19 protein-coding genes, 1 pseudogene and 1 riboswitch are annotated in these 22,087 nt (G+C 48.2%); of the genes and pseudogenes, 8 read left to right on the top strand and 12 right to left on the bottom strand.

Going from position 1 to position 22,087, the window contains the following annotated elements; all coding sequences use genetic code 11:
• Positions 1-27 precede the first annotated feature (27 nt).
• Both AC58QG_RS20745 and AC58QG_RS20740 read right to left on the bottom strand, forming a co-directional pair.
• Positions 28-1,863, bottom strand: coding sequence for an APC family permease (locus AC58QG_RS20745; RefSeq protein WP_497364032.1), 1,836 nt, complete (start codon positions 1,861-1,863; stop codon positions 28-30).
• Positions 1,864-1,962: 99 nt separating this feature from the next.
• A riboswitch (cyclic di-AMP (ydaO/yuaA leader) is annotated at positions 1,963-2,114 on the bottom strand.
• Between the two features lie 375 nt (positions 2,115-2,489).
• Positions 2,490-2,936 (bottom strand): GNAT family N-acetyltransferase, encoded by a 447-nt coding sequence (locus tag AC58QG_RS20740; protein ID WP_497364031.1) that lies wholly within the window; start codon positions 2,934-2,936, stop codon positions 2,490-2,492.
• A 158-nt stretch (positions 2,937-3,094) separates the two neighbouring features.
• Between AC58QG_RS20740 and AC58QG_RS20735 the strand changes: the two genes are divergently transcribed.
• Complete coding sequence (locus AC58QG_RS20735) at positions 3,095-4,531, top strand: MFS transporter (protein WP_497364030.1); 1,437 nt, start codon at positions 3,095-3,097, stop codon at positions 4,529-4,531.
• Between the two features lie 74 nt (positions 4,532-4,605).
• Here AC58QG_RS20735 and AC58QG_RS20730 read toward each other — a convergent pair whose 3' ends face one another.
• The 6 genes from AC58QG_RS20730 to AC58QG_RS20705 all read right to left on the bottom strand — a co-directional run bounded on the left by AC58QG_RS20730 (position 4,606) and on the right by AC58QG_RS20705 (position 11,357).
• A complete protein-coding gene (locus AC58QG_RS20730; protein WP_497364029.1) occupies positions 4,606-5,835 on the bottom strand; it encodes an NAD(P)/FAD-dependent oxidoreductase in 1,230 nt (409 codons plus the stop codon).
• Positions 5,836-6,020: 185 nt separating this feature from the next.
• A complete protein-coding gene (locus tag AC58QG_RS20725) occupies positions 6,021-6,797 on the bottom strand; it encodes an EcsC family protein (RefSeq protein ID WP_497364028.1) in 777 nt (258 codons plus the stop codon).
• A gap of 89 nt (positions 6,798-6,886) precedes the next feature.
• Positions 6,887-7,276, bottom strand: a complete 390-nt coding sequence (locus tag AC58QG_RS20720; protein ID WP_497364027.1) for an iron chaperone — start codon at positions 7,274-7,276, stop codon at positions 6,887-6,889.
• A gap of 83 nt (positions 7,277-7,359) precedes the next feature.
• Entirely contained in the window at positions 7,360-8,355 is a 996-nt protein-coding gene (locus tag AC58QG_RS20715; protein WP_497364026.1) for a polysaccharide deacetylase family protein, read from the bottom strand.
• A 531-nt stretch (positions 8,356-8,886) separates the two neighbouring features.
• Complete coding sequence (locus AC58QG_RS20710) at positions 8,887-10,539, bottom strand: ATP-binding cassette domain-containing protein (protein ID WP_497364025.1); 1,653 nt, start codon at positions 10,537-10,539, stop codon at positions 8,887-8,889.
• Positions 10,530-11,357 carry an ATP-binding cassette domain-containing protein gene (locus tag AC58QG_RS20705; protein ID WP_497364024.1) on the bottom strand — a complete coding sequence of 276 codons (828 nt, stop codon included), beginning with the start codon at positions 11,355-11,357 and terminating at the stop codon, positions 10,530-10,532. The genes AC58QG_RS20710 and AC58QG_RS20705 overlap by 10 nt, the downstream gene beginning before the upstream one ends.
• A 141-nt stretch (positions 11,358-11,498) precedes the next feature.
• Here AC58QG_RS20705 and AC58QG_RS20700 point away from each other — a divergent pair, with 141 nt between their 5' ends.
• The 4 genes from AC58QG_RS20700 (at position 11,499) to AC58QG_RS20685 (ending at position 15,724) form a co-directional block, all read left to right on the top strand.
• Positions 11,499-12,110 carry a biotin transporter BioY gene (locus AC58QG_RS20700; protein ID WP_497364023.1) on the top strand — a complete coding sequence of 204 codons (612 nt, stop codon included), beginning with the start codon at positions 11,499-11,501 and terminating at the stop codon, positions 12,108-12,110.
• A 415-nt stretch (positions 12,111-12,525) separates the two neighbouring features.
• Positions 12,526-12,771, top strand: a complete 246-nt coding sequence (locus AC58QG_RS20695; protein WP_497364022.1) for a hypothetical protein — start codon at positions 12,526-12,528, stop codon at positions 12,769-12,771.
• Positions 12,772-12,917: 146 nt separating this feature from the next.
• Positions 12,918-14,399, top strand: coding sequence for an S-layer homology domain-containing protein (locus tag AC58QG_RS20690; protein ID WP_497364021.1), 1,482 nt, complete (start codon positions 12,918-12,920; stop codon positions 14,397-14,399).
• A gap of 143 nt (positions 14,400-14,542) precedes the next feature.
• Positions 14,543-15,724, top strand: coding sequence for a hypothetical protein (locus AC58QG_RS20685; RefSeq protein ID WP_497364020.1), 1,182 nt, complete (start codon positions 14,543-14,545; stop codon positions 15,722-15,724).
• A gap of 146 nt (positions 15,725-15,870) precedes the next feature.
• On the opposite strand, the pseudogene AC58QG_RS20680 reads toward AC58QG_RS20685, so the two are convergent.
• From AC58QG_RS20680 to AC58QG_RS20665, 4 genes and pseudogenes are all read right to left on the bottom strand, one after another.
• A pseudogene (locus tag AC58QG_RS20680) lies at positions 15,871-16,035 on the bottom strand (hypothetical protein); the annotation flags it as partial.
• Between the two features lie 147 nt (positions 16,036-16,182).
• Positions 16,183-16,341 (bottom strand): hypothetical protein, encoded by a 159-nt coding sequence (locus tag AC58QG_RS20675; protein ID WP_497364019.1) that lies wholly within the window; start codon positions 16,339-16,341, stop codon positions 16,183-16,185.
• Positions 16,342-16,482: 141 nt separating this feature from the next.
• A complete protein-coding gene (locus AC58QG_RS20670) occupies positions 16,483-17,178 on the bottom strand; it encodes a response regulator transcription factor (protein WP_497364018.1) in 696 nt (231 codons plus the stop codon).
• Positions 17,175-19,385 carry a sensor histidine kinase gene (locus AC58QG_RS20665; protein WP_497364017.1) on the bottom strand — a complete coding sequence of 737 codons (2,211 nt, stop codon included), beginning with the start codon at positions 19,383-19,385 and terminating at the stop codon, positions 17,175-17,177. The genes AC58QG_RS20670 and AC58QG_RS20665 overlap by 4 nt, the downstream gene beginning before the upstream one ends.
• 250 nt (positions 19,386-19,635) lie before the next feature.
• Here AC58QG_RS20665 and AC58QG_RS20660 point away from each other — a divergent pair, with 250 nt between their 5' ends.
• The 3 genes from AC58QG_RS20660 to AC58QG_RS20650 all read left to right on the top strand — a co-directional run bounded on the left by AC58QG_RS20660 (position 19,636) and on the right by AC58QG_RS20650 (position 22,002).
• Positions 19,636-20,049 (top strand): MarR family winged helix-turn-helix transcriptional regulator, encoded by a 414-nt coding sequence (locus tag AC58QG_RS20660; RefSeq protein WP_497364016.1) that lies wholly within the window; start codon positions 19,636-19,638, stop codon positions 20,047-20,049.
• Positions 20,050-20,159: 110 nt separating this feature from the next.
• Positions 20,160-21,002: an SDR family oxidoreductase gene (locus AC58QG_RS20655; protein ID WP_497364015.1), complete on the top strand. Its 843-nt coding sequence runs from the start codon at positions 20,160-20,162 to the stop codon at positions 21,000-21,002.
• A 199-nt stretch (positions 21,003-21,201) separates the two neighbouring features.
• The gene (locus AC58QG_RS20650; protein ID WP_497364014.1) at positions 21,202-22,002 is read left to right on the top strand and encodes a hypothetical protein; all 801 of its coding nucleotides are present in this window, start codon (positions 21,202-21,204) and stop codon (positions 22,000-22,002) included.
• Positions 22,003-22,087 lie beyond the last annotated feature (85 nt).

Below are 22,087 nucleotides of genomic sequence, written 5' to 3'. Positions count from 1 at the left end.
ACAAGTTCTCCCTATTATTGTACACTTCTATTGGTGTAAATGATACGGTACTGTTGCAACAACGATATCCTTTTCGGCTTGAAGCTTCGAACGAATCCGCGCTGCAGATTGATTATGGAGCAGACGGTGCCACCACTTTTTCGGCATGAATTGCGGGAGAATAACCATGATCGACTGCTTCTCTGACACGTGCGTGTCGATGCGATCAATGAATTCGGCCAGCGGCTTCAGGATCGTTCTATATCTTGATTTGAACACTACGAGTCGAACGCCTGGATCCCAGATCTGCCACTTCTCCTGCATCGATTCTTCGTCCTCATCCGAGAAGGAAACATAGAACGCGATGACGTTAGGCGAAAGCGATTTGGCATAGTTAAGGGTTTGCTCAACAGCTTTATGAATCCCGGCCACAGGTACGATAATGACGGGCTCTTTGGTACATACACGGTCTTGTGTGATATCAATACGCAGCTGTTTGGCTACGTCGTCGTAATGATGACTGATTTTTGTAATGAGCCAGAGGAGTATCGGTGTAATGATAATGACAATCCAAGCACCCTCGCTAAATTTTGTAACTGAGAAAATGATAAGAACTGCAAGAGAGACGATACCGCCCAGGCCGTTAATGATCAACTTACCGATCCAGCCAGGTACGCGCTCTTTGAGCCATTTACGAACCAAACCCGTCTGAGCAAGTGTAAAAGATAAAAATACGCCAATCGCATAAAGCGGAATAAGTGCATCGGTTTTACCTTTAAAGCCAATCAATAGCAGGCTGGCTAATACGCCTAGTGTAACAATGCCATAGTGATACGAAAGTCGATCCCCACGGAAAGAAAACATGCGAGGGAAGTTTTTGTCTTGGGCCATGATCGATGCCAAAATAGGGAAGCCATTGAAGCTGGTATTCGCAGCCAATACCAAGATTAGCATTGTCGCGATTTGCGTCGCGTAATACATAACGCCTCGGCCAAAGGCTTGCTCCGTCACCATCGAAAGAACCGATGTATGACCGTTATGATCAGGTGCCACCCCATACCCTAAGGCAATCAGCGTTACCCCACCGAAGACGATGGCCAACAGGCCACCTAAGGAGAGAAGTGTTCGTTTGGCATTTTTGACTGAAGGCGTTCTAAAATGCGGTACGGCATCGGAGATCGCTTCAATCCCTGTTACAGCTGAACAACCGGACGAGAACGCCTTGAGAATTACGAATAACGTTAGTGAGTTCGTCGCCGAGCTTGGCGCAAATTCGATCGCATGCGTGTTCATCGATCCTGTCAGTAAATCGAAAATACCCTTACCCACTAACAAAAGGATACAAAGAATGAAAAAGTACGTTGGAATCGCGAATACGGTTCCTGATTCGGAAGTACCCCGTAAATTCAGCCAGACCATAATCCAAACCAGTAAGATGGTCAGCGGAACAATATACGGTACGGCTGATGGAAATGCAGACGTAATCGCCGTGACACCAGCTGAAATCGAAACGGCCACGGTTAAGGTGTAGTCGATTAGAAGAGAGACACCGGTGAGACGTCCCCACACCATGCCTAAATTTTCTTTGGTAACCATATACGCGCCGCCGCCCATTGGGTACGCTTCGATCACCTGTCTATAGCTCAACACGAGCAGTAGAATCAGAGCGATGATCGAAATCGCAATCGGCAATGAGAAAGCAAAAGCAGCAACCCCCACTGTCGCGAGCTCTAACAGAATCTGCTCCGTCCCATACGATATGGAAGATAGGGCATCTGACGATAAGATAGGGAGGGCTTTCCAGACAGGCATTTTCTCCGACTCAATCTCACTCGACTTTAGCGGCTTACCAAACACAATTTTTTTCAATGAATCACTTGTCATTTCGTGGTCGTTCCTCCAATTAAAGCCAATTTCATTCATCACATTAGAAAATGGACGCAAAAAAACACAAGGATAGACCTTGTGTTTTGGACACATGTTCTCCTTTCTCACGATCGCTTACGAGGTTAGCTGCCGGGTTCGGGCCGCGAGAAATCTGCCCTAAAAGGTACTCGGTATCAGTACCATTATTCACCCCATGTTACTCGTGGTTCCCCCGCTTTTCTTAACAGAAAATTAAGCGAAATATTCAACTGTTCATGTACGTGTTGAATACTACTCTCTTCTACCAACATAGTAAAGGAGGGAAAAAACGTAAAAAGCTCTCTTCCACCTCTCGTTTCCCCCAATAATTCGCTTACAATTACTTGATTCGTTGATTATCTTCCATTCTCGTAGGTAATCGGGGTATTTTGACTAAACAACGTGGTTGCAATCTTCTAAGGTTACTGATTAGTACCAACAATCCGTTGGATGAAGGGCGTTTTATCTTTAACACACTACCTTGTTAACGCGAATATCTGATAAGCGCTCCGTCAATTCCATCAAAAAGATCTAGTTAATTCTAGTTTATCTAGCTTTTTACATTGAATTAATGAAAAAAATCAGTTATTTGGCAACGGCTGCCCTTATACAATCGTGTAATTCACCCAATCCGCGCGAATTCCGCCCATTTTATCAAAAAACTGTTGTGCACGATGGTTGTCCGGTGCGGTAATCCATGACATGTAGGCATAGTCGTTTTCCTTGGAATAGCTACGGCACTTCAGGAACAAATCTTCTTCTGCAGCGGTTCCCCGAAACGGCTCTAGAAGGAAGAGGTCGTTCATGATCGTAATGGGACTAGCTTTCATCGTACTCCAGGCAAAATATAGCGTCGCAAAGCCGATGAGTTCCCCCTCTTTATCAACAACAAACTGTATACCGCCTTGTTCCTGAAGCAGGTTACGAATCAGTCGGTGAATTGCAGCTGTCTCCGGCCGTGGCTTCTTATAAAAGCCTACAATATAGGCATACATCAACTCTGTTAATGCCTCCAAATCTTCCATTTCCACTTTCCTTATCACGTGTGCCATCGTATCCCCCTGTATGTTTTTTTTTGAATAATAATACATCCATATGGATAAATATTCAATTCTGAATTGGTTTCATACAGGTCAATTCATTGACACGACATACCCGCCATGATAAACTGTAACAATTAAAATTATAGTTATAGATCGGATGGTGTACCATGTCAAGTCATACGACCAACCACTCACATCAAGAAACAACGCCTACGCCACCAGAGACGCCTAGTCGCTTACGTGAAACACCGGTCTCTTGGTTGCTCTGTTTTACCATTGTACTTGTGATCATGAACACGATGATGTTCAATCTGGCACTGCCCAAAATCTCAGTCCAATTCGAACTCAGCCCCTCGACGGCGTCGTGGATTGTCACAGGGTATTCGATCATTTTCGCCATTGCTTCGATCACCTATAGCCGCTTGTCCGACTTCGTGCCAATTCGCAGGCTCTACGTCATTGCTCTGCTTTCACTAGGCGGTGCATCCATCCTAGGGCTGTTCACGAACAGCTTCGGACTCTTGCTGATTACAAGACTGATTCAAGCATCTGGCGCAGGCGCGATCCCATCGCTTGGTATCGTGCTCGTAACCCGCTACATTCCGTTGTCTCGTAGAGGCAGAGCCATGTCGCTGATCCTATCCGCGGCTTCACTTGGCTTAGGACTCGGTCCCGTCGCAGGCGGTTCCATCGTACAGTATTTGGGATGGCACTTCCTGTTCGTCATTACCGGCGTTACGCTTCTGCTTATCCCTATATTTCTTCTCCTACTCCCAAAAGAAAAACCAGAAAGCGGCTCGTTCGATTTCATCGGTGCTCTGCTCCTCGGGATTGGGACGACCGGGCTGCTGCTCTTCCTAACTTCTAAGAGTCTCGTTGCCCTCATAGTAGGCATTCTCGCGATTGCTCTGTTCGCTCTGCGCATTCGCCTGGCTTCGCAGCCGTTCGTGCTGCCTGCCCTGTTCGGCGATAGACCTTATATGGCGCTTAGCGCGATCGGCGTTTCATCCTATATGATCAGCTTCGGCTTCCTGTTCCTAGCACCTCAGATGCTTGCTCGTGTATTCGGCTTAGCCCCACTCACTTCTGGACTGCTGCTCTTCCCGGGTGCTCTGCTTGCGATGCTAGTATCCAACCGAGTGGGCCGCATCATCGACCGTTATGGGAATACAGCATTACTTCGCTATGTGCCTTGGTTGATGCTGTTATCTACGGTACTTCTAGCCCTGACTGCCCGCTATTCCTATTACTGGATTGCTGCGCTCTATATCCTAGTCAGCATCAGCTTTACGACACTTTCCAGCGCTGTATCCAATGAGCTGTCTCGACAATTGACCAAGGATCGCGTCGGCTCTGGCATGGGCTTGTTCCAATTACTGCAATTTTTCAGCGGCGCATTCGCCGTCGCGCTCTCGGGGAGTGCACTGGTCTGGCAGAAGTCGCTGCCGCTCGCACGTGCTTTTGACAACCTCATCTGGGGTATGGCGGTTATCGCGTTACTAACAATTGGCAGCTCCATCTTATATAAGAGTTATTCGAACAAGAGCCGTACGGCACCAGAGGCAGTTGGAAAAGCACCTATTCGCTCAGGTGTAATCGAATAAGCAAAATTAAAAAGCTGAATTGAGATCCCATTCTTCGGGCTTCTCAATTCAGCTTTCTTGTCGTTATAAAGCTATTAATTCGGCACATGATAATTGCGGGTCGTGGATTTCTGCTTCCAAATCATTTTCTTCCAAATGAGTGGTATACCGCCGATGAGAAATAAATAACGGGCATCGATCATTTTTTTAATAAAAGAGGCCAGACGTCCTTTCACTTTCTTGACTTTAAGCAATCCCACAGCCTCACCTCGGCCCAAGGATGCGACCGTCCCCCTGAAATCATACACAAATGGCTTCAGTTCCTTACCTCGAACCGTTTGAATCAGATTCCTCGCTGCATTATAGCCCTGTTGGACAGCAATTTGGGCATTAGCGGGATATGGCGTACCTTCTGGGCTCGTGACGATCGAGCAATCGCCGGTGATGAAGACCTCCGGGAATTGATAGGAACGCAAGCAGCTATCTACCTTCACCCGGCCCCGCTGAACCTCGAACCCCGCTTGCTGCAGCAAGGAATTGCCGCGTATTCCTCCTGACCAGACGACTGTGCCTGCGCGAATGAACTCGCCGTTGCCTAGAATAACCCCTTCCGATGTGCATTCCTTGATCGCGGTTGATAGCTTATACTGCACCCCTTTGCGGCGCATCACTTCCATGCCATATTCGATCAGATCCTCCGGCAACCCGGGAGGCAGTGCCGACGGGGAGGCTTCCACATTATAAATCCGGACATCCGCAGGATCGACATCATAGGTCTTGCACAAGACGGGGATGCGGTCCGCTAGCTCTCCGACGAATTCCGTACCCGTGAACCCTGCGCCGCCAACGACAAAGGTCAAATAATCCTTGCGCTTCGGAGCCATCTTGGACTTGGCGAACATATATTCAATGTGCTGCCGAATGAAGCGGACACTGTTAATGCTTTTGATCGACATCGCATATTCACGCATACCCGGGATCCCGAAGGTTTCTGTCTCACTTCCTAATCCAACCACGAGATAGTCATAGTCAAGCGTGACATCTTCCAACACAACCTTTTTATCACTAGGCACAATTTCTCTTACCGTCGACTTCACGAATCGAATTTTCCGTTCATCAATTAAACTCGAAATGGTCACGCGCGCGTTATCATGATGATCCGTACCGGCTGCCGGCATATGCAAGTGTGTCGTAATAAAGTGATAATCATGTTTGTTAACCAGTGTCACGTCCATCTCATTTCTTTTCATCTTCTTCTGCAGCCTTATCGCTGTGACCAGCCCGCCATAGCCTGCGCCTAGAATAACGATTTTGGGTTTACTCACTGCCTCAACACTCCTCCGTTTGTGAAATTAATCACATATATGCTTGTGAAAATAATCACAAATCTTCACAAGGTGAGCCGGTAACCGACTCTCTACTAGTGTATGCGTGATTTTCCTCAGAAATAACTGTGGTTTGACTATTTTTGAAAATAAGGCGTGAAAAACAATTAGAGCAATTGCGCCTATTACGTCTCAGAGTTTGCATCCAATTGCGCCGCTTTATCTTGCAAATTGCGCATCCGATAGCAGTTCATGCCTGCAATCCCGAGTTCCTCGAGCAAGCCGAAGTTTGCCCAAGCACCCACCACCGCCCCGATGCCGGGAATGAGCTGGAGCATTTTACGAAAATCAATTGTATCCCTGTACTCCTGCTGGAGCTGCAACCAGTTCACTTGCTTCATGTAATCGGCGGCAGGGGGAAATGTCTGCGAAATGGCAGGCCAATTCTTAATCGTATGAAGCAGATCCGGCTTCTTCTTGGAGCTGGAGAACGCCAACTGAAACACATAGAGGATGAACAATCTTTCTCTATAGTCCCGAGTCGAATACCCGTAAATATGCGCTAATTCAAAAAGGAATTTCAGCTTAATCCCTATAAGAATCGGAAAATCTGCCAGCCCGAGCAAAATACCGCCAGCCCCAGCCCCAGCTCCCTCGGCGGCGGCGATTTTTTTATAAAGAGACAGCAGTTCCTCTGCCTTCGCATCGCGATCCGCCATGGATACCCCCTTCAGCGGCTCCGTCGCAGGCATATAATTGATGCCAAACAAGGTCGTTTGCACAATCCCTTTGACCGTTGCTGTGATGGTTTGATGTATTTTATCGGGAATCACTTGGTTGATTCGGTTTTGAACAGATTTGGAGGCGCGCTCAATCAGGTTGGGTTTCTTTTGCAAACGGATTTCCCAACGCTTCAGCTTCTTCTGCATTTGCTGCTCGTAGATTGTATACGACTGTTCCATGACTTCACCGCCATTGGATAGATTACTTATATCTCTCTTACTTGAAAGGATGCGGATTCATGAGGAGTAACCCGCCCAGCTGCGCTAGGTCATTTCTTTTTCGGTGGCTTCAACTGGGCTTTTTCAATATTCCTTTCTACTCGATACTGCACGATCCTGCTAATTAACGCTAGAGGCAGCGGTCGATGATGTGGAAATTGTACAGCTCCTTTGGACCTCGGGTACTGCGCCAACTCTTCCTCAAATTCATCAATACCATTAGGTGTAGGATAAAACCCAATATGATTTTTGAATGCCGCAAAATGCACCAGATTGCCATGCAGGTCAAAGGTAGGCATTTGATAGCTGATCTTTTCCGTGGCCTCTGGCGCGGACTCTTGAATGACCGATCTGATTGTTTGAAGCTTCTCCTGAAGCTCAGGGGAAAAAGTTGCTATATAGGCATCGATGGATTCGAAGGCTGTTTTGGTTTCTTTCATGCATGGACTCTCCTTTATGGGGATGGTTAGTTGTATTATACACGTTTGGTGGGGTTGAAATCATTAGGATGGGAAACGGCTCCCTAATTGGTTTTCGGGAGCTTGTTTATGAAAGCTTTCAGGCTTTCTTCTCCGTTGATAAACAGCCTTTTCAGCAAATAAGGGGACTGTTGATTGGTCGTGTAGCCTTGGTCAATTGTAAAAGCGTAACGAAAACCGTGATCTTTTAAGAGCTTCAAAGTCGCTTTGTTATATTCACCATAGGGATAGCAGAATACGTCTGCTTGTGTGCCTAATTTTTCCTCGATTAGCCTTCTAGCTTCCGTGATCTCGAATGCTTGTTGTTCCGCTGTGAGCTGAGGAAGATGCGGGTGTGTCATGCCATGAGGTTGAATGTCCCAGCCGGCTTCTTGCAGTTGCTTGACCTGTTCCCAATTCAAATAACTGGCGTCCTCGACCATGCCTGGTGACATGAAGAGTGTAGCAGGGAAATTGTATTTTGCCAAAATAGGCATAGCCTCCTCCACATTATCCACATAGCCATCATCAAACGTGAGCAGAATTGGATTTTTGGGGGCCGCGAGCCCGCTTTCATTTGCAATAAGACCAATGAACGTAGAGAGCGAAACTGGGGTATAACCATGGTCATGCAGATATTTCATCTGCTCCTCCAGCTTAGCGGGGGAAATAACGACCACATTACCAGGGTCAATTGTGACGCTGTGGTAGTTAAGCACAGGGATGCTGACTTTGGATGAAGTTGTGCCTACCACAACGGGCATGTAGGTGTCTGTCGTAACGGATGGCTTCTGGGCCGGGGCTGTTTCTACGGTGATGGATGAGATCTGGGCTGGAGCTGTGTCAGAGGTAACGGATGCGATCGGAGCTGGGGCTGTATCAGTGTTTACGAATGGTGCCTGAGCTGAGCCTGTATCTACTTTACCTTGAAGTAGCTGCTGGAGCTTGTCCAGTGAAAAGATCGGAATCTCAAACGAAGGTGTTGGCGCGGGAGATTCGATTAACTCCTCTGCTTGTGCTTCTATGAGAATCGGAGCCGATGAGGGGTTAAGCCCACTCATGTAAAGGAGAAAAAGTAAGGTAAAGAGGCCAGCTAATAGCGAGTAAAGTAGGAATCTCTTTCTTTGGATGTTCATAGCTCACCAACCATTTCTAGAGTAATAGTCTATTACTCTATTTGTAAGCAATGGTTGAGAGAAATATTCCTAGATTCGGATGAGCGGTGTAGGAGTAAATGGTCAAAGATGCTAACATACACTCATTTTCGGGAAAAACAGCTAAACACAGATGAATTCGTGCATAAGTGCAACCTTTAGGACCAAAAAGGTGCAAAATGATAAATGTCGGCAAAAATAGTTGCTCTTTTGCATGCATTTCAGATCGAGCGGTTACTTTGATAAAAAAGGATGCTCTTTTGCATGCTCCAGCTGTACTCACGACACGAACAGGGTGATTTTGAGGGATATTCCCCAAAGATCATTACTAGTGTAAATTTATCACAGCAAAAAGAGGGCCCCCGCCACATACAACGCTTTCGGGACACCCTCTGAACTATTTCGTAGGATAAGATCATTATTTTACTAGACAAGTAATTACGTATAAAGCAATAGTCCCCATGCAAGAACAGCACCTATAACTAAGAAAGTGTCCCCCCGCTGCCACTGCAGGTTGTCCTTCCTCAGGAGCAATGTCTTGCCGTCGATTTGCTTCATCTCCATCGCGACCGTCATTTGCTCTGCTTTGTGGAACATCGCTAGTAATAGTGGAACAACCAGTGCAGGGATATCTCGCACGCGAACACTCCCTGGACGGACCGAAGCTTTGCCTCGAGCTCGCACAATGGCTGAGAATTGCTGCCACTCCCGCATGATGAGCGGTATGAAGCGAAAAACAAACGAAACCGCTAAGGAAAAGGATGCTACGGGCAGCTTCACCTTGTACAAGTACTTCAAAGCCCAGTTCAATCCCTGTACGAGCTGACTATATGGTGTGGACATCGCGAGCCAGTAACCTGCCATCAAGACGACAAATAAACGTGCCAGAATGAAGGTTGTGCTCCAGCCATTGTCAACGGAATAGCCGAGCGGTGAGAATTGAAGCCCCGCCAGCGCGACGGAAAAGATCAAGAAAATCGCATAGGACGTCGCGATTTTTCTGATCCCGCGCAGCACACTGCGCGGGAGACCGAGGAAGGCGCAGCCCACGATCCCGGCGGCCACCGCGAGGCTGCCCCACCCCTGCTGCCCCATCGTGCCGATGGCAAGCAGCAGGTAGAGCAGCCATTTTGCGCGCGGGTCCAGCCGTAGCCACCCAGCCTGCGGCTTAGGCGGCTGCAGCGGCGGCCGCTGCGCTGGCTGCGCCACGCTTGCTGCGCGCGTTGCCGCGGCTGGCGCCGAAGCGCTGCCGCCTTCGCTCAGCGCAGCCAAGATCGCCGACGCGGCCAGCGCCGGCGAGAGCCGATCCGGCGCGATGGCGATGCCAACGCGCGCCAGCTCTACGGCGGCCTCCGCGCAGCTCGGGAGGCCAACGCCAGCGCGCGCCAGCACCTCGGGCGCGCGGCAGAGCTCTTGCGGCGAGCCGTCGAAGACGAGCTCGCCATGGTCTAGAACGAGGACACGGTCCGCTAGCGGAAAGAACGTGTCCAGATCGTGCGTGGCGATGACGAGTCCGCCACGGGTTCGCTCGCGCAGCATGCGCAGCAGCTCGCGCACGGCGGCCGCCTCGAGGCCGGCAGTTGGCTCATCCATGAGGAGCCAATCCGGCGCCGTGGCGAAGGTGGTCGCCAGCGCGAGCCGGCGCTGCTCGCCGCCGCTGAGCGCGAACGGCGAGCGATCCATGGCGAATACGCCATGGGGATCGAGCGCATGCGTCGCATCACGGATGCGGCGTTCCCGCTCTGCCGCAGGCAGCTTGTAAGACCTGAGCGAGTACGCGAATTCTTGGCGTATGCTCCGCGCGAACAGCTGCTGCTCTGGGAATTGGAACGTTAACCCGAAGCGAAGCAGCAGCTTTGAATCAGCCTTGTTATTCTTGAGCCAAATCGGCTGCTCATCCAGTGTAATCGTTCCAGCTTGCGGCTGGAGTAGACCCGACATGACTTGCAGCAGCGTGGATTTCCCAGATCCGGCATGCCCGATAAGCAACGTCACGGTCCCCTCTTGCAAGGTAAAACTTATATCTTGGAGCAGCGTCACTTCTGGTGAATCTGGAGCTGTGACCCCGACTCCCTTCAATGCTATCGACATGAGATCGCCTCCGCTAGTTCTTCCATATTCAGCGGAAGGGGTTGTAAGGTGAGTCCCTGCTCAAGTAGATGCATCGCCGTTTGGACAGCAAAAGGCGGATCAAAGCCAAGCTCCAAACAAGGCGATGACTTTTCAGATTTCTCCCCAGCGCCTTCGGACTCTCCATAAAAGAACTTGCGCGGCTCCCCATCAAAGGTAATCCTCCCCGCGCCAAAACCGATCACACGAGTCGCATCCGCCACCTCTTCCAGCCGATGTGAAATCCAAACAATCGTCGTTCCACGTTGATGCGCAAGACGTACCGCTTCGCGAACTTCTATCCGAGAAGCTGGATCTAGCATCGCTGTCGGTTCATCCAAAAGCAGAATCTCTGGGCTTGCTGCTAGAGCTGCAGCGAGATTGACTAGCTGTTTCTGCCCACCTGACAAGGTAGCCATTGTTCGCTCAGGTGAGAGCGCTAGGCCTACAGCAGCTAAGACGTCCGAGTACCAGCCCACGCGTTCATCAGCTGATAATTGCTGCGCTTGCGGTAGAAAATCTAACTCCTCCGCGATCGTTTCTCCTATGAACTGTGCCTCTGGCAATTGGAGCACGCCTCGTGTCGTCGAAATCATCTCATTCGTTCTGCGCTGCATTTGCCCCTCCGACAACGGGTTCAAGCCTAGCAGTACGCTAGCAAGTGTACTTTTCCCGCTTCCATTCGGGCCTACAACCGCTATCCACTCACCTCTATGAATGTCTAGCGAAACGCCCGACCACACGCGGCGCCCTTCTCCCGACTCCATTCGATAGACGATCGAAGCGTTCTTTAATGACATTAATTTTTCTCTTGTAGGCATATGTAAAAAAGTTCCTTTCACTTTTCTAGCAGTTGTGCTATCATCTTTATTGTCAACTTGGTTTTGGTTAATTAGGTTGACAATACATTAACAATACCAGAAACAGGAGTGATCAACAATATGAAACTTACGCTACGCGGTGTTATTTTCAGTGCTTTATTTGCAGCTATTCTCGTGTTATTCAGCTTTTTCAAAATCTCCGTTGGCACAGAAGTACCCATTACGCTTCAAACATTAGCTGTTATGCTCGCTGGAGGTTTACTAGGCGCGCGTTATGGATTTCTAAGTATGGCCCTTGTTGTTGTGCTTACTGCCATTGGCTTTCCACTTCTTCATGGAAGTGGCGGTCTAGGCGTTGTCCTCGGACCTACTGGCGGCTTTATTATGATCTGGCCGATCTCCGCGATGCTCATTGGTTTTATTTTACCTCGTATTCGCTTGAAAGGCATCATGGGTTATGTTGCTGCGTTTCTTGTTCTCGAAGTTTTCGGCTCACTGATTCTTTACTTAGCGGGTGTACCTTGGTTAATGTATAAGGTTCCTTCCTATACGTTAGAGAAAGCAATGGTCGCTGCCTGCTATCCATTCCTCGCTGGAGATGCGATTAAAGCGGTCGTAGCTGCGCTCATCATTGCGCCTGTTCGCCAAGTCTTCCCTCCGCAGCGTCTTACTGGATCATCTTCACATAGCGTCGTTCAAAATGAAAATAAACCAGATGCACTCATCAACTAAACTTTATCATTTATCATTTATGTTCAAACCAACTAAGGGCTTTCTTCATAGTAGCTGCGGCTACTTGAGGATAGCTCTTTTTGCGCAATAACTGGAAAAAGTCCATCTAATTCTATCTTTCAATGCTCTTTCCTCGAATTAACTGGAAAAAGTCCATCTATTTCAGCGTATTTTCACAGAAACTCGAATATCCGGTGAAATTACCTGTACCTTTTCCACCTAAATGCCACTTCCAGCCTAAACTCGCAAAAATAGCTGTATGTTTTCCAGTTAATCTCGCTCAACTCCCCCTCCCACCTTACCTCGTTACCGCAAAACTACCCAAACAACACCTCCAAGTAGCTATAATTACTTACTGAAAACCTTTCATCTCATTGCAGCGTGAGTTTCTGCAGCAGATGATGGGGCGAAAAGTGTGGAGTTGGTTGGGCTCAAGCTCATTGCTTGCGGTTATTGTTGTGGTGTGATTTGTGGTGTGGTTTGTGGTGTGGTTTGTGGTGTGGTTTGTGGTGTAGTTATGGTTATGGTTATGGTTATGGTTATGGTTGTTGTTATGGTTATGGTTAAGATTCTGCTTCTAGTTCTAGATTGCGGTTGGGTTAAGCTTCAGCTTCGCTATTGCTGTCTGGGTTCGCTGCGGTTGCATCGGAGTTACCTTTAAGTCGGGGTCGACCAACACATCATTTTTACGAAATTGTAATGTCTCACCCTTCATTTTTATGCGATTGTTATGCGCGAATTAGTAAGCTTAGTCCTGTAGACAACAGCGCAACAAACAAATCCAATAAACTTGAGGAGTGTTTCTCGATGAAAAATAATAAAAAAGTTCTTGCCGCTCTCACCATTTCAGCAACTGTCGGATTGTCCGCCATTCTTCCTTACCATGCGCTAGCAGCAAATCCTTTCACGGATTCCGCAGGTGTTGTACAAATCCAGACTGCGATTGAGCAATTAGCTCAGCAGCAGGTGCTGTCTGGTTATGAGAACAATACCTTCAAACCTAATCAAGCGGTCACACGCAGTGAGATTGCCAAAATGGTAGCCCTCGCTTTCCACGTAAACACTTCTGTGGATGCAACAACAGCTAGTCCTTTTCAAGATGTGACTTCAAAAGATTGGTACTATAACTACGCGGTTTCCCTACAAGCTCTTGGTGCGATGAATGGTGTGGCCAGCCAGCAATTCGCTGGTTCGCAGTCAATCACTTCTGAACAACTGAGCAGCGTTATCGCAAAAGTACTCCAAGTAGATGCATCAACGATCCGCCAGCTGCCAAGCTACACTTCACTAAGCAGCCAAGTGACTCGCGGCCAAGCTGCATTACTTCTTGTTGAAGCTCAACAAGTGGCTCCTGTTCGTGTGACGAAGCTGGAGGTTTTAAACGCAATTTCCCTGCAGGTGACCTTCTCGGCACCGATTCCGACGGCAGAATTAGAGCTGGAGCCTGCGTCCAAAAACTTTGTTTTTGACAACGGTCTTGCCATCAATAACGTACCGCGCCTAAAAACAGGCTCTGTATCCACATATATTGTTCCGGTTCCAACACAGAAAGCAGGTACGACGTACTCGCTGACTTATAAAGGTCAACCTGCCGTTACTTTCACAGCTAGCACAGAGAAAATCCGTCTGGATTCTACAGCTCAGGTTGCCAATGATCTCTTCGAAGTTGAATCCCATTTAACTGACGGTGTCGCGGATTATGGTTATGTCATCGCTGCTTACAGCAAAGGCCGTCCTGGTTCATTTATCGTTGACGCATGGAATCGTTACAACGGCACGACCTACCAAATCTTATCTTCCATGCGCAATCGCCAAGTCCAAATCACCCCTGAGGGTGGTGCAACGATGACGGCTAATTACTTGCCATTCACTCAAGCAACGGATGGTCGCCAAGCGCCTAAGTTCATTTTGCCTAACGGAGAGACCCTCCACCCTGGTGTGACGTATACGGTTTCCGCTGACTGGGCGACACTGAAGAATCCTACTTTTACGGCAAAAGAAATCGCTCCGCTCCAGCTTCAATCCGCTGCTGCCGTAGATGCGAAGACGATAGCAGTGACGCTAACGCAAGATCCGAAGGATGAAATCTTCGTTTCACGCCGCGTAACGCTAACTGCTCCAGATGGCACAGTTCTGACTGCTGAATACAGCTTGACGACACGCAAAGGTGCCGTTGGTACGTTCACACTTCTCAATAATGCTCAACTGGCTCCAGATACAACGTACACAGTTGCGCCAGTTGGTGCATGGGCTACGGCTTCAGGTGTCACTTTAAACTTAAAAAAGTAAATGTAACCTGTACAACCGAATGACAAAAAGATAAGGAAGATGACCTGCGAGCAGGTTCTCTTCCTTACCTTCGTTTGCTAAACTTATCCACAGGTACTGTTTCCTTAGCTTCTTATACTCTAAATCCAGAGGTGACCATCTATATGATATTCACAAATAGATCCCTATTCGTACGATTAACGCCGATTACATTGTTTCTTGTTTTAGTTGGCTGTAGCAGCCAACAACCGAACCCAGTCAACAACGTCACCCCGACGAAGACATCAACGCCATTTCCTACCTCTGCAGCTGCAACACAAACGCCAACGACAAGTTCCTTACCTGCGACTACGAGCCCTTCGCCTTCAGCGATTACGACTACAACCTTAATGGTGACGCATTCGAAAAGTGATTATATGTCCTTCCTTGATCCCACTTCAGGCCGGTTGGAGAAGCTTGCCGTAGGGAAAGCCCCTTTTGCCATCGCAGAGGGACCGAATCATCGCGCTTACGTGTCGACAGCCGAAGGTGTAGCCGTCATCGATACAAAACTCCGTACACGGATTGCTCTCGTCCCTTATCAGGCCAATGTGGGTAAACCACGCTTTGGTGAATATCGCTCGGGCGGCATGGGGATTGCGGTATCGCCTGATGGTAAATTCGCATATGTCGGTGTGTATCTGGACGGTGGTAAGAGTCAGCTTGAAATCTTGGACACGGAAAAGCTCGCAATGACGGGACGAGTTCCAGTTGGTGTTCGACCTTTTGATGTTGTGACTAGCTTAGACGGTCGCGAAGTATACAGTATCGACCACGACGGCTACACAGTAACTGCTGTCGATCCTTTTAACCTAAAAGGCCGCACGTTAGAGGCTGCTCCTTTCGGTAAAGGCGGTTTCGAGAAGCCGCACTATGCCGCCGTCCGTGCTGACGGCCGCTTACTTCTGCCTTACCAAGGCCGCGGCCTTGTGGTGCTTGACCCTAAGAGTGGCAGCTACACGACCGAACCCTTGACGGGCAACACACACCAGGAGGGTGTCACGCTTACCCCGGACGGCAAGCAGCTGCTGATCGTTGGAATCGGTTCGGCAGGCAGCGCAACGGGCAAGCCGAATTTGACCGTACTCGACGCCAATACCTATAAGGAAAAGATTATGCCGTTAGCCCGTATGCACCAAATGGTAGCTAGCAGTGCCGATGGTCGTTATGCCTATCTCACAGGTGGCGTCACTTATGCTGATACGGGCTGGAATGGGATGACGGTGGTCGACCTGACAGCAGATACGACACGCGAATTCGAGCTGCCCGATTACCCACTGGATGTGCAGCTTCTGACGAACCCATAGCCCCAGCCCTTAATCCCCCTTCGCCATATAACCAACACCAAGGTAGGTTACAATGAGTTCCTGCCCTTCGGTGTGGGCCTTCAGCTTCCCACAAAAAAAGCCATTATACCGTAAGATGGCAAATGGACGATAGGATATTTATTGTTTTATATTCTATTTTCGATCCATTCCGTAAGGGTTGGAATATCAACTTCGTGAGTTACTACAGAAATAATCATGGCGAACAATTCTTCTTCCCCTATGACAAGAGGTCGACCATTCAAGGCGAGAAAAGTTAGCATAACAAGGACAGAAGTACGCTTATTAGCATCATTGAAAGCATGAGCTTACGCTATGGATTCTAAATAAATAGCTGCCTTATATGATAGTCCTGGATACAACTCTTTTCCGAAGAAATGATGAAAAGGCTTGTCCCAGATCAAACTTAATAATTTGTTCGAGCGTGACTTTTATGTACACTAATTCTTCGCCAACTTTTTGAAAGTATCTCGATAATTATTAAATTGTTCCAGAGCCGCTTTCATGGCTTGTTCGTCAGTAACAGTCGTCACTTGTGGAACTTGCTCCTCTTTATTTTTGTTAATCATTTCTCCATCATCACCTTTTTTATCAGACAACTCGCACACCTCCCTAAGTAGCTGTATCGCCAATAAGACGGACTAGCATACGTTAGAAGATACGCCTAGGTCTATTAAATTATTACCACTCTAGTATACTCCCAAATAAAGGAAGGTGCCATCCCCTTATTTGGGCACCCCTCAATCCCCATTCGCCATATAACCAACACCAGGGTAGGTTACAATGAGTTCCTGCCCTTCGGTGTGGGCCTTCAGCTTTTGCCGAATCCGCGCGATTGTAACACGCAAATATTCGACCTCATCGCGATACTCACTTCCCCAAATCTCGCCCAACAACTGCTCATGCGTCATCACTTTGCCTTCATGCTGCAAGAGAAGCACGAACAGATTATATTCCGTCTCCGTAAATTTCACTTCCGCTGAACCTAGTCGAATCCGGCGCTGAGCTAAATTGACGTTAACGGGTCCAACAGTCAATTCGCTAACCGTAGATGGTGCAGGCATGCGTCCATCCAATCGTCGCAGCACAGCATTGACTCTGGCGAACAGTTCGTCCAACGAGAATGGCTTGGTCAAATAATCATCTGCACCGAGATTCAATCCCTGCACTTTATCCGCACCATTGCTCCTTGCTGTCAGCATAATAACGGGCACACTCGAATAGGTGCGTAGTCTTCGCAATACTTCGAAGCCATCCATTCCCGGCATCATTAGATCCAGCAAAATTAGATCTGGATCAGCGGCTTCCACTTTTTCCAAAGCCTCCGCCCCGCTTTGACAGGCCACCGTCTCGAAGCCTAACGATTTCAGATTCGCTGCGATGAAACGAATGATTTTGGGCTCATCGTCAACGATCATGATTTTCTTTGCGCTCATGTTAGCTCATCTCCCCCATTAAACCGCGGAATCATCAGTGTGAATCGGCTTCCCTCACCCAGCTGGCTTTCAACCTGAATGGTTCCACCATGGGCATCCATAATCCCTTTGCAAATGGCCAGACCAAGTCCTGTTCCCCCCGTTTGGCGGCTGGATGACACATCTACACGATAGAAGCGATCAAACAGTTTAGCCAAATGTTCCTCTGCAATACCGATGCCATTATCCTGCACGTGAACGTATACATACTGATCATCCGCATGGGTGGTTACCCTGATGATCGGCTGCCGCTCATTATAGCGAACCGCATTGATAAACAAGTTCAAGAAAACCTGCTCCATACGGAGCTTATCTGCAAACACAAGAGGTGTATGCGAAGGCAGCTCAACCTCGAACTGGGGCCGAGCAGCGCTGATATCTTCAGGCAGTCTATGTCTAGCACTTTCGATCACGGCGGCTAGCTTCAACGGTTGCGGATGAATCCCCATCGCCCCTGATTCTATTTTGGATATATCCAGCCACTCGTCGATTAGATCTTGAATACGGCCTATATCTTCATGAATGCCTTCAAGCAGCTCGAGCTTAAAGTCCTCCTCCCAATGAGCATCCCTGCGCAGTAATGTTTCCACACCGCCGCGAATACTCGTAATGGGCGTTTTGAATTCATGAGAAGCTAATGAGATGAGATCATTTTTGAGCGCGTCAATTTCATGCTCTTTCGTTCTGTCACGCCACACGTAACCGCGGCCAAAAACCCGCCCCTCGCGCGCAACTTGAAACGCAGATACCATCATAAAGCGAGACTTGCCTTGCTCTGTTTTTACGGTCAAAGCACTCTGTACCCTAGGCTCAGCAGTCAGCTTGCTCAACTGTAATTTATCCTGGTCTTCCGTCAAAAGCTCAGCGATTCGCTCGAATAGGTCAGCCTCAGGCATATGGGCTAAGTCGCCCATTGGAATCGCGAAGCTTTCCGCCATCTGGTGATTGGCATACAGCACATTATGCTGTACATCAATGAGCACAATCGCATCGGACATGCTTTCCAAGACGGCATTCAGCGTCGCATGCTCGTCCTGCAATCGCTGTGTTCGCTCCTCCACGCGATGCTCAAGCTCGCTATTCAGCTGCAGCAAGGCGCGCTGGTTCTCTTTGACCTGCGCTGCCATGCGAAAGAAATGCTCTGCGAGCTGATGCAGCTCCGAGGGCGCTCCGCGCGGCACAACCTTCTGGTCAGGCTGTGCGAACGAGCCTCCAGCTAATCGCTGTGTATAGCCGACTAAGGCGTGGATCGTGCCGTTTAATCGTTTGGCCAACAGACTGCCTAGCAGCACAGTTAAGATGAGCGTGAACACGAGTAAAAGCAGCGTGATCCGTAAAGATTCCGTGAAGGCTGCGTTGACAGCCGCTGTCGACCTGCTTACCCAAACGATAAGATTCAAGTCTGGGATCAGCTTGTAGGTAATGAGCTCTTTATGCGATGACGTACTTAGCGTGTAGGTGCCTTCGCCTTGTTTTAACATTTTGGCATCAGCTACGACCGGCTCTTTCGCTAAATCGGCCATGGATTCTGTCAGTGCCGCATTCGGATGATAAATCGGCTTGCCTGCATGATCCAGCACGACAGGATACGCCTCTGTCCCATAATCGTATTTGGTAACGAGCGTCTTGATTGGCGCTAATTCTAGCACAGCCAGCACGAAGCCATCCACCTGCTTGCTGCCCTTGTAAATAGGTACAGCAATGGCTATAGCTGGTTGATTCAAGCTTTCGGGACCCTTGAATAACGAAGAAATAATAGCTTTCTGACCAGCCTTTACACGTGCTGTATAGTCCTGGTTATTGACATCCGTGCCAATTAGGTCCGTGGACATCTGATGTGCGGCTTTAATGGTTCCCTTATCATCCACCACATAAATGCCTGCGAACCCCTCCAAATTCTCTTGGAGTGATTGCAGCTTCAAAGTCAGACTCTCCCGATTTCGAAAAGCCGCATCCGAAGCCGAGATCGTTGCCGCTAAGGTTTCTACGGCATTACGATGATAAGACATATATGCTTCTACTGCGTCTCCGAGTCGATACGTCGTCTGGCGCTGGTTTTGGTTCGTTTCCTGTGTGATATGCTTAATTTGAGAAACCTGGAAGCCGCCTAGAATCAGGATCGGAATCAAGGCCATTAGGGCAAATGTAATCGTTAAATGTGACCTCATGGAATAATGCTTCAATAGGAAAATACCCCGCTCTCCATCACAAGCTTTTGCTTAGCTTTCCAACTTATTTTACCACTGTAAAATTTGTAATGAAAATGAAATCTAACTTTCATGTTGTTTTAATGTAACTTGCCTATAATAAAGACCAACCCCCCTTTAAAATATATAAACTTAGACCCACAGCCCGTTGCTGTGGGTCATTTTTTTTGGCATACTGGTTTAGACTATAAACCATAAAGGGCGGCTTTGTATGACACCTGAACATGAATGGATGACGACCAAATTTCGCGAGATCAAGAATGTCATTTCCTCCTACTTAACGCAGGTGCTGCCTCAATTTCAGATATCACCGATCATGATGTATGTCTTAGAGTACCTGCGTAAGCATCCCGATTGCATCGCCGTGGATATTGCCAACGAATTCGGGCTAACCCGTGGAGCGATTACTCAACTGTTGGATAAAATGGAGGAACAGGGACTCCTCGTCCGCAAACCCCATCCGACCAGTCGCCGCAGTCATCTTCTACAGATGACGGATAAAGGGAACGAGCTCATAGTTAGCATTCTCGCTGCGTATAATACGAAAATCGAGCAACTCTTTACTTCCTACTCGAAAGAAGAGCTAGCCACTTTGCAACAGCTGATAACGAAAATGCCTGTCTAAAATCCCAACTAGCTTGGGATTTTTCATTTTCCAGTTGACGAATTTGTCCCCAATGTATATTGTTTAGTTTCTAAACAGTTGATCAAATAAACACAAAAGGAGTGTTTGCTATGCATAAAATTATGGCGATTACCGGTGCTTCATCTGGTATCGGACTTGCAACAGCTTTGAAATTTGCCGAACTTGGATGGACAGTCTATGCGGGTACACGTCATGTCGCTCGTGATCAAGAGCAGTATGCAGACGTTGCAAATCTTCATTTTATGGAAATGGAAGTAACTGATTCTGCTTCTATGGAAAAAGCCTTCGGCGAGATTGAAGCCAAGCATGGTCATCTGGATGTGCTATTCTGTAATGCCGGATTTGGCTTCCTTCGAGCGCTTGGCCAAGCGACTTTCGAGGAAATTCAAGCTGTTTTCGATACGAATGTGTACGGAGTGATGCATACGATTCGGGCTGGACTTCCCCTGCTACGCAAATCGGATTCCGCTCATCTCATCGCAACAACGAGTGTTGGCGGCTTGGTTGGTCAACCCTTCAATGAAATCTACTGCGCAGCGAAATTCGCTGTTGAGGGTTTGCTTGAAAGCTTAGCCACTTACTATAAACCTGCCTTTGGTATCGACGTTACATTGCTAGAGCCTGGAGCGATCGCGACCAATTTTAACGCTACGGTGATGAGCCACGTTCAGAAAACCGGCGGCATTCTCGAAGATGACTATAAACCAATTCTTACGCAATATATGGATACCTTCGCTAAACGTAATTCAGTCCCACAAACCTCCGAGTCTGTTGCTGACGTTGTCGTGAAGCTTGTGACTGAGATGGAGCCTAAACCGCTCCGCCTACGTACTTCTGAGAAAGCGGAAGCTTTTGTGCAGTATAAAGTAAGCCAAGATCCAACAGGTCTTGCGGGTATGCTGAACACGCGTAAGCTGCATTTGAATATGTAAAATCGGAGCACCGGGCGATCCCAATTGCTGCGAATGCCGACACCACCTAAGAGGTCAATCCTCTAGGTGGTGTTTTTGCATCAAACACATAATTTCCCACAATGTTGCGATAGGATGTCCATAATGTTTCGGTACAGTAAGGGTGTAAGGGAAATCAACATCCCTAACTGCAACACAAATCGAAAGGAGTTTTCTCACGATGAAAACAACATGGAAAAAACGCGCCGTTCAAACGAGCATGCTAGCTATTATGACAACCATTGCATTCGGTGCTGTAAGTGCATCTGCGGCAGATACGACAAGCGAAGCGAAGACTACTAAATCTATTCAAATGGTTAAAGCTGTTGGAGCAGCACCAGCCTTTCACATCAGGTCCTCGAGTGCAGGCTTGATTAACCAACCTACTCATGAACGCAACTATTTGAAGCTGCTTGCCACTACATACGCTCCAGATACGCTAACTGACTGGAAGAAAGCACTCGACGATCGGAAGCAAGCAGAAGCGGAACTGCCAAAACCTACTTTCGCTCAAACATTAACCATTTCCAAAGATGCCGTGGAAGGTAAAGCGCAAGTATTCCCATCTTCGGATGCTACTTTCATTACGAAATTTGAACGCGGGGAAGCTATCGAAGCTCTACCTTCATTGCCTGCTCTAACACCTGAGGAGATCAAAAACCTCCCACAAGGGGCAGACGCACCGAAACAAGTCTTCATCACACGTGCTACGCAGGCCGATGGAACGACGCCAGAGCAGATTACCCGTCTTCTTCCAGTTGAGGCTGGTGTTGCGAGTGATATAATGGTAGCTAAGCCTGTGGAGTCTGAAACTATCAACCTTCAACAAAAGTTAACTGAGGCGGTAGAAGCGGATGACGCAGAAGCGATCCGTGCTATCCTGCCAGATTTATTGAAGGATTTTGTAAAGCAAACAGAAAACATGCGCGACATCACTAAAAAAATCAAAGATCAGCAAGCAACTGAAGCTGAGAAAAAATAGGTTAACGGCTTGAATAAGGTGGAACCGATCGCAACAAAGCGATTCGGCTCCACTTTTCCCCATTTTGTTAGGCATGGAAGGTAGG

Source organism: Paenibacillus sp. J22P169, assembly GCF_059691995.1.
The sequence above is the reverse complement of the archived record's forward strand: the minus strand, read 5'-3'. Positions and strand labels throughout refer to the sequence as shown.

What these genes read in the sequence shown, in the direction of transcription:
- AC58QG_RS20745 (WP_497364032.1), bottom strand. Translation starts at nt 1,863, where the DNA reads ATGACAAGTGATTCATTGAAAAAAATTGTGTTTGGTAAGCCGCTAAAG.
- AC58QG_RS20740 (WP_497364031.1), bottom strand. Translation starts at nt 2,936, where the DNA reads ATGGCACACGTGATAAGGAAAGTGGAAATGGAAGATTTGGAGGCATTA.
- AC58QG_RS20735 (WP_497364030.1), top strand. Translation starts at nt 3,095, where the DNA reads ATGTCAAGTCATACGACCAACCACTCACATCAAGAAACAACGCCTACG.
- AC58QG_RS20725 (WP_497364028.1), bottom strand. Translation starts at nt 6,797, where the DNA reads ATGGAACAGTCGTATACAATCTACGAGCAGCAAATGCAGAAGAAGCTG.
- AC58QG_RS20720 (WP_497364027.1), bottom strand. Translation starts at nt 7,276, where the DNA reads ATGAAAGAAACCAAAACAGCCTTCGAATCCATCGATGCCTATATAGCA.
- AC58QG_RS20715 (WP_497364026.1), bottom strand. Translation starts at nt 8,355, where the DNA reads ATGAGTGGGCTTAACCCCTCATCGGCTCCGATTCTCATAGAAGCACAA.
- AC58QG_RS20710 (WP_497364025.1), bottom strand. Translation starts at nt 10,539, where the DNA reads ATGTCGATAGCATTGAAGGGAGTCGGGGTCACAGCTCCAGATTCACCA.
- AC58QG_RS20705 (WP_497364024.1), bottom strand. Translation starts at nt 11,357, where the DNA reads ATGTCATTAAAGAACGCTTCGATCGTCTATCGAATGGAGTCGGGAGAA.
- AC58QG_RS20700 (WP_497364023.1), top strand. Translation starts at nt 11,499, where the DNA reads ATGAAACTTACGCTACGCGGTGTTATTTTCAGTGCTTTATTTGCAGCT.
- AC58QG_RS20690 (WP_497364021.1), top strand. Translation starts at nt 12,918, where the DNA reads ATGAAAAATAATAAAAAAGTTCTTGCCGCTCTCACCATTTCAGCAACT.
- AC58QG_RS20685 (WP_497364020.1), top strand. Translation starts at nt 14,543, where the DNA reads ATGATATTCACAAATAGATCCCTATTCGTACGATTAACGCCGATTACA.
- AC58QG_RS20670 (WP_497364018.1), bottom strand. Translation starts at nt 17,178, where the DNA reads ATGAGCGCAAAGAAAATCATGATCGTTGACGATGAGCCCAAAATCATT.
- AC58QG_RS20665 (WP_497364017.1), bottom strand. Translation starts at nt 19,385, where the DNA reads ATGAGGTCACATTTAACGATTACATTTGCCCTAATGGCCTTGATTCCG.
- AC58QG_RS20660 (WP_497364016.1), top strand. Translation starts at nt 19,636, where the DNA reads ATGACACCTGAACATGAATGGATGACGACCAAATTTCGCGAGATCAAG.
- AC58QG_RS20655 (WP_497364015.1), top strand. Translation starts at nt 20,160, where the DNA reads ATGCATAAAATTATGGCGATTACCGGTGCTTCATCTGGTATCGGACTT.
- AC58QG_RS20650 (WP_497364014.1), top strand. Translation starts at nt 21,202, where the DNA reads ATGAAAACAACATGGAAAAAACGCGCCGTTCAAACGAGCATGCTAGCT.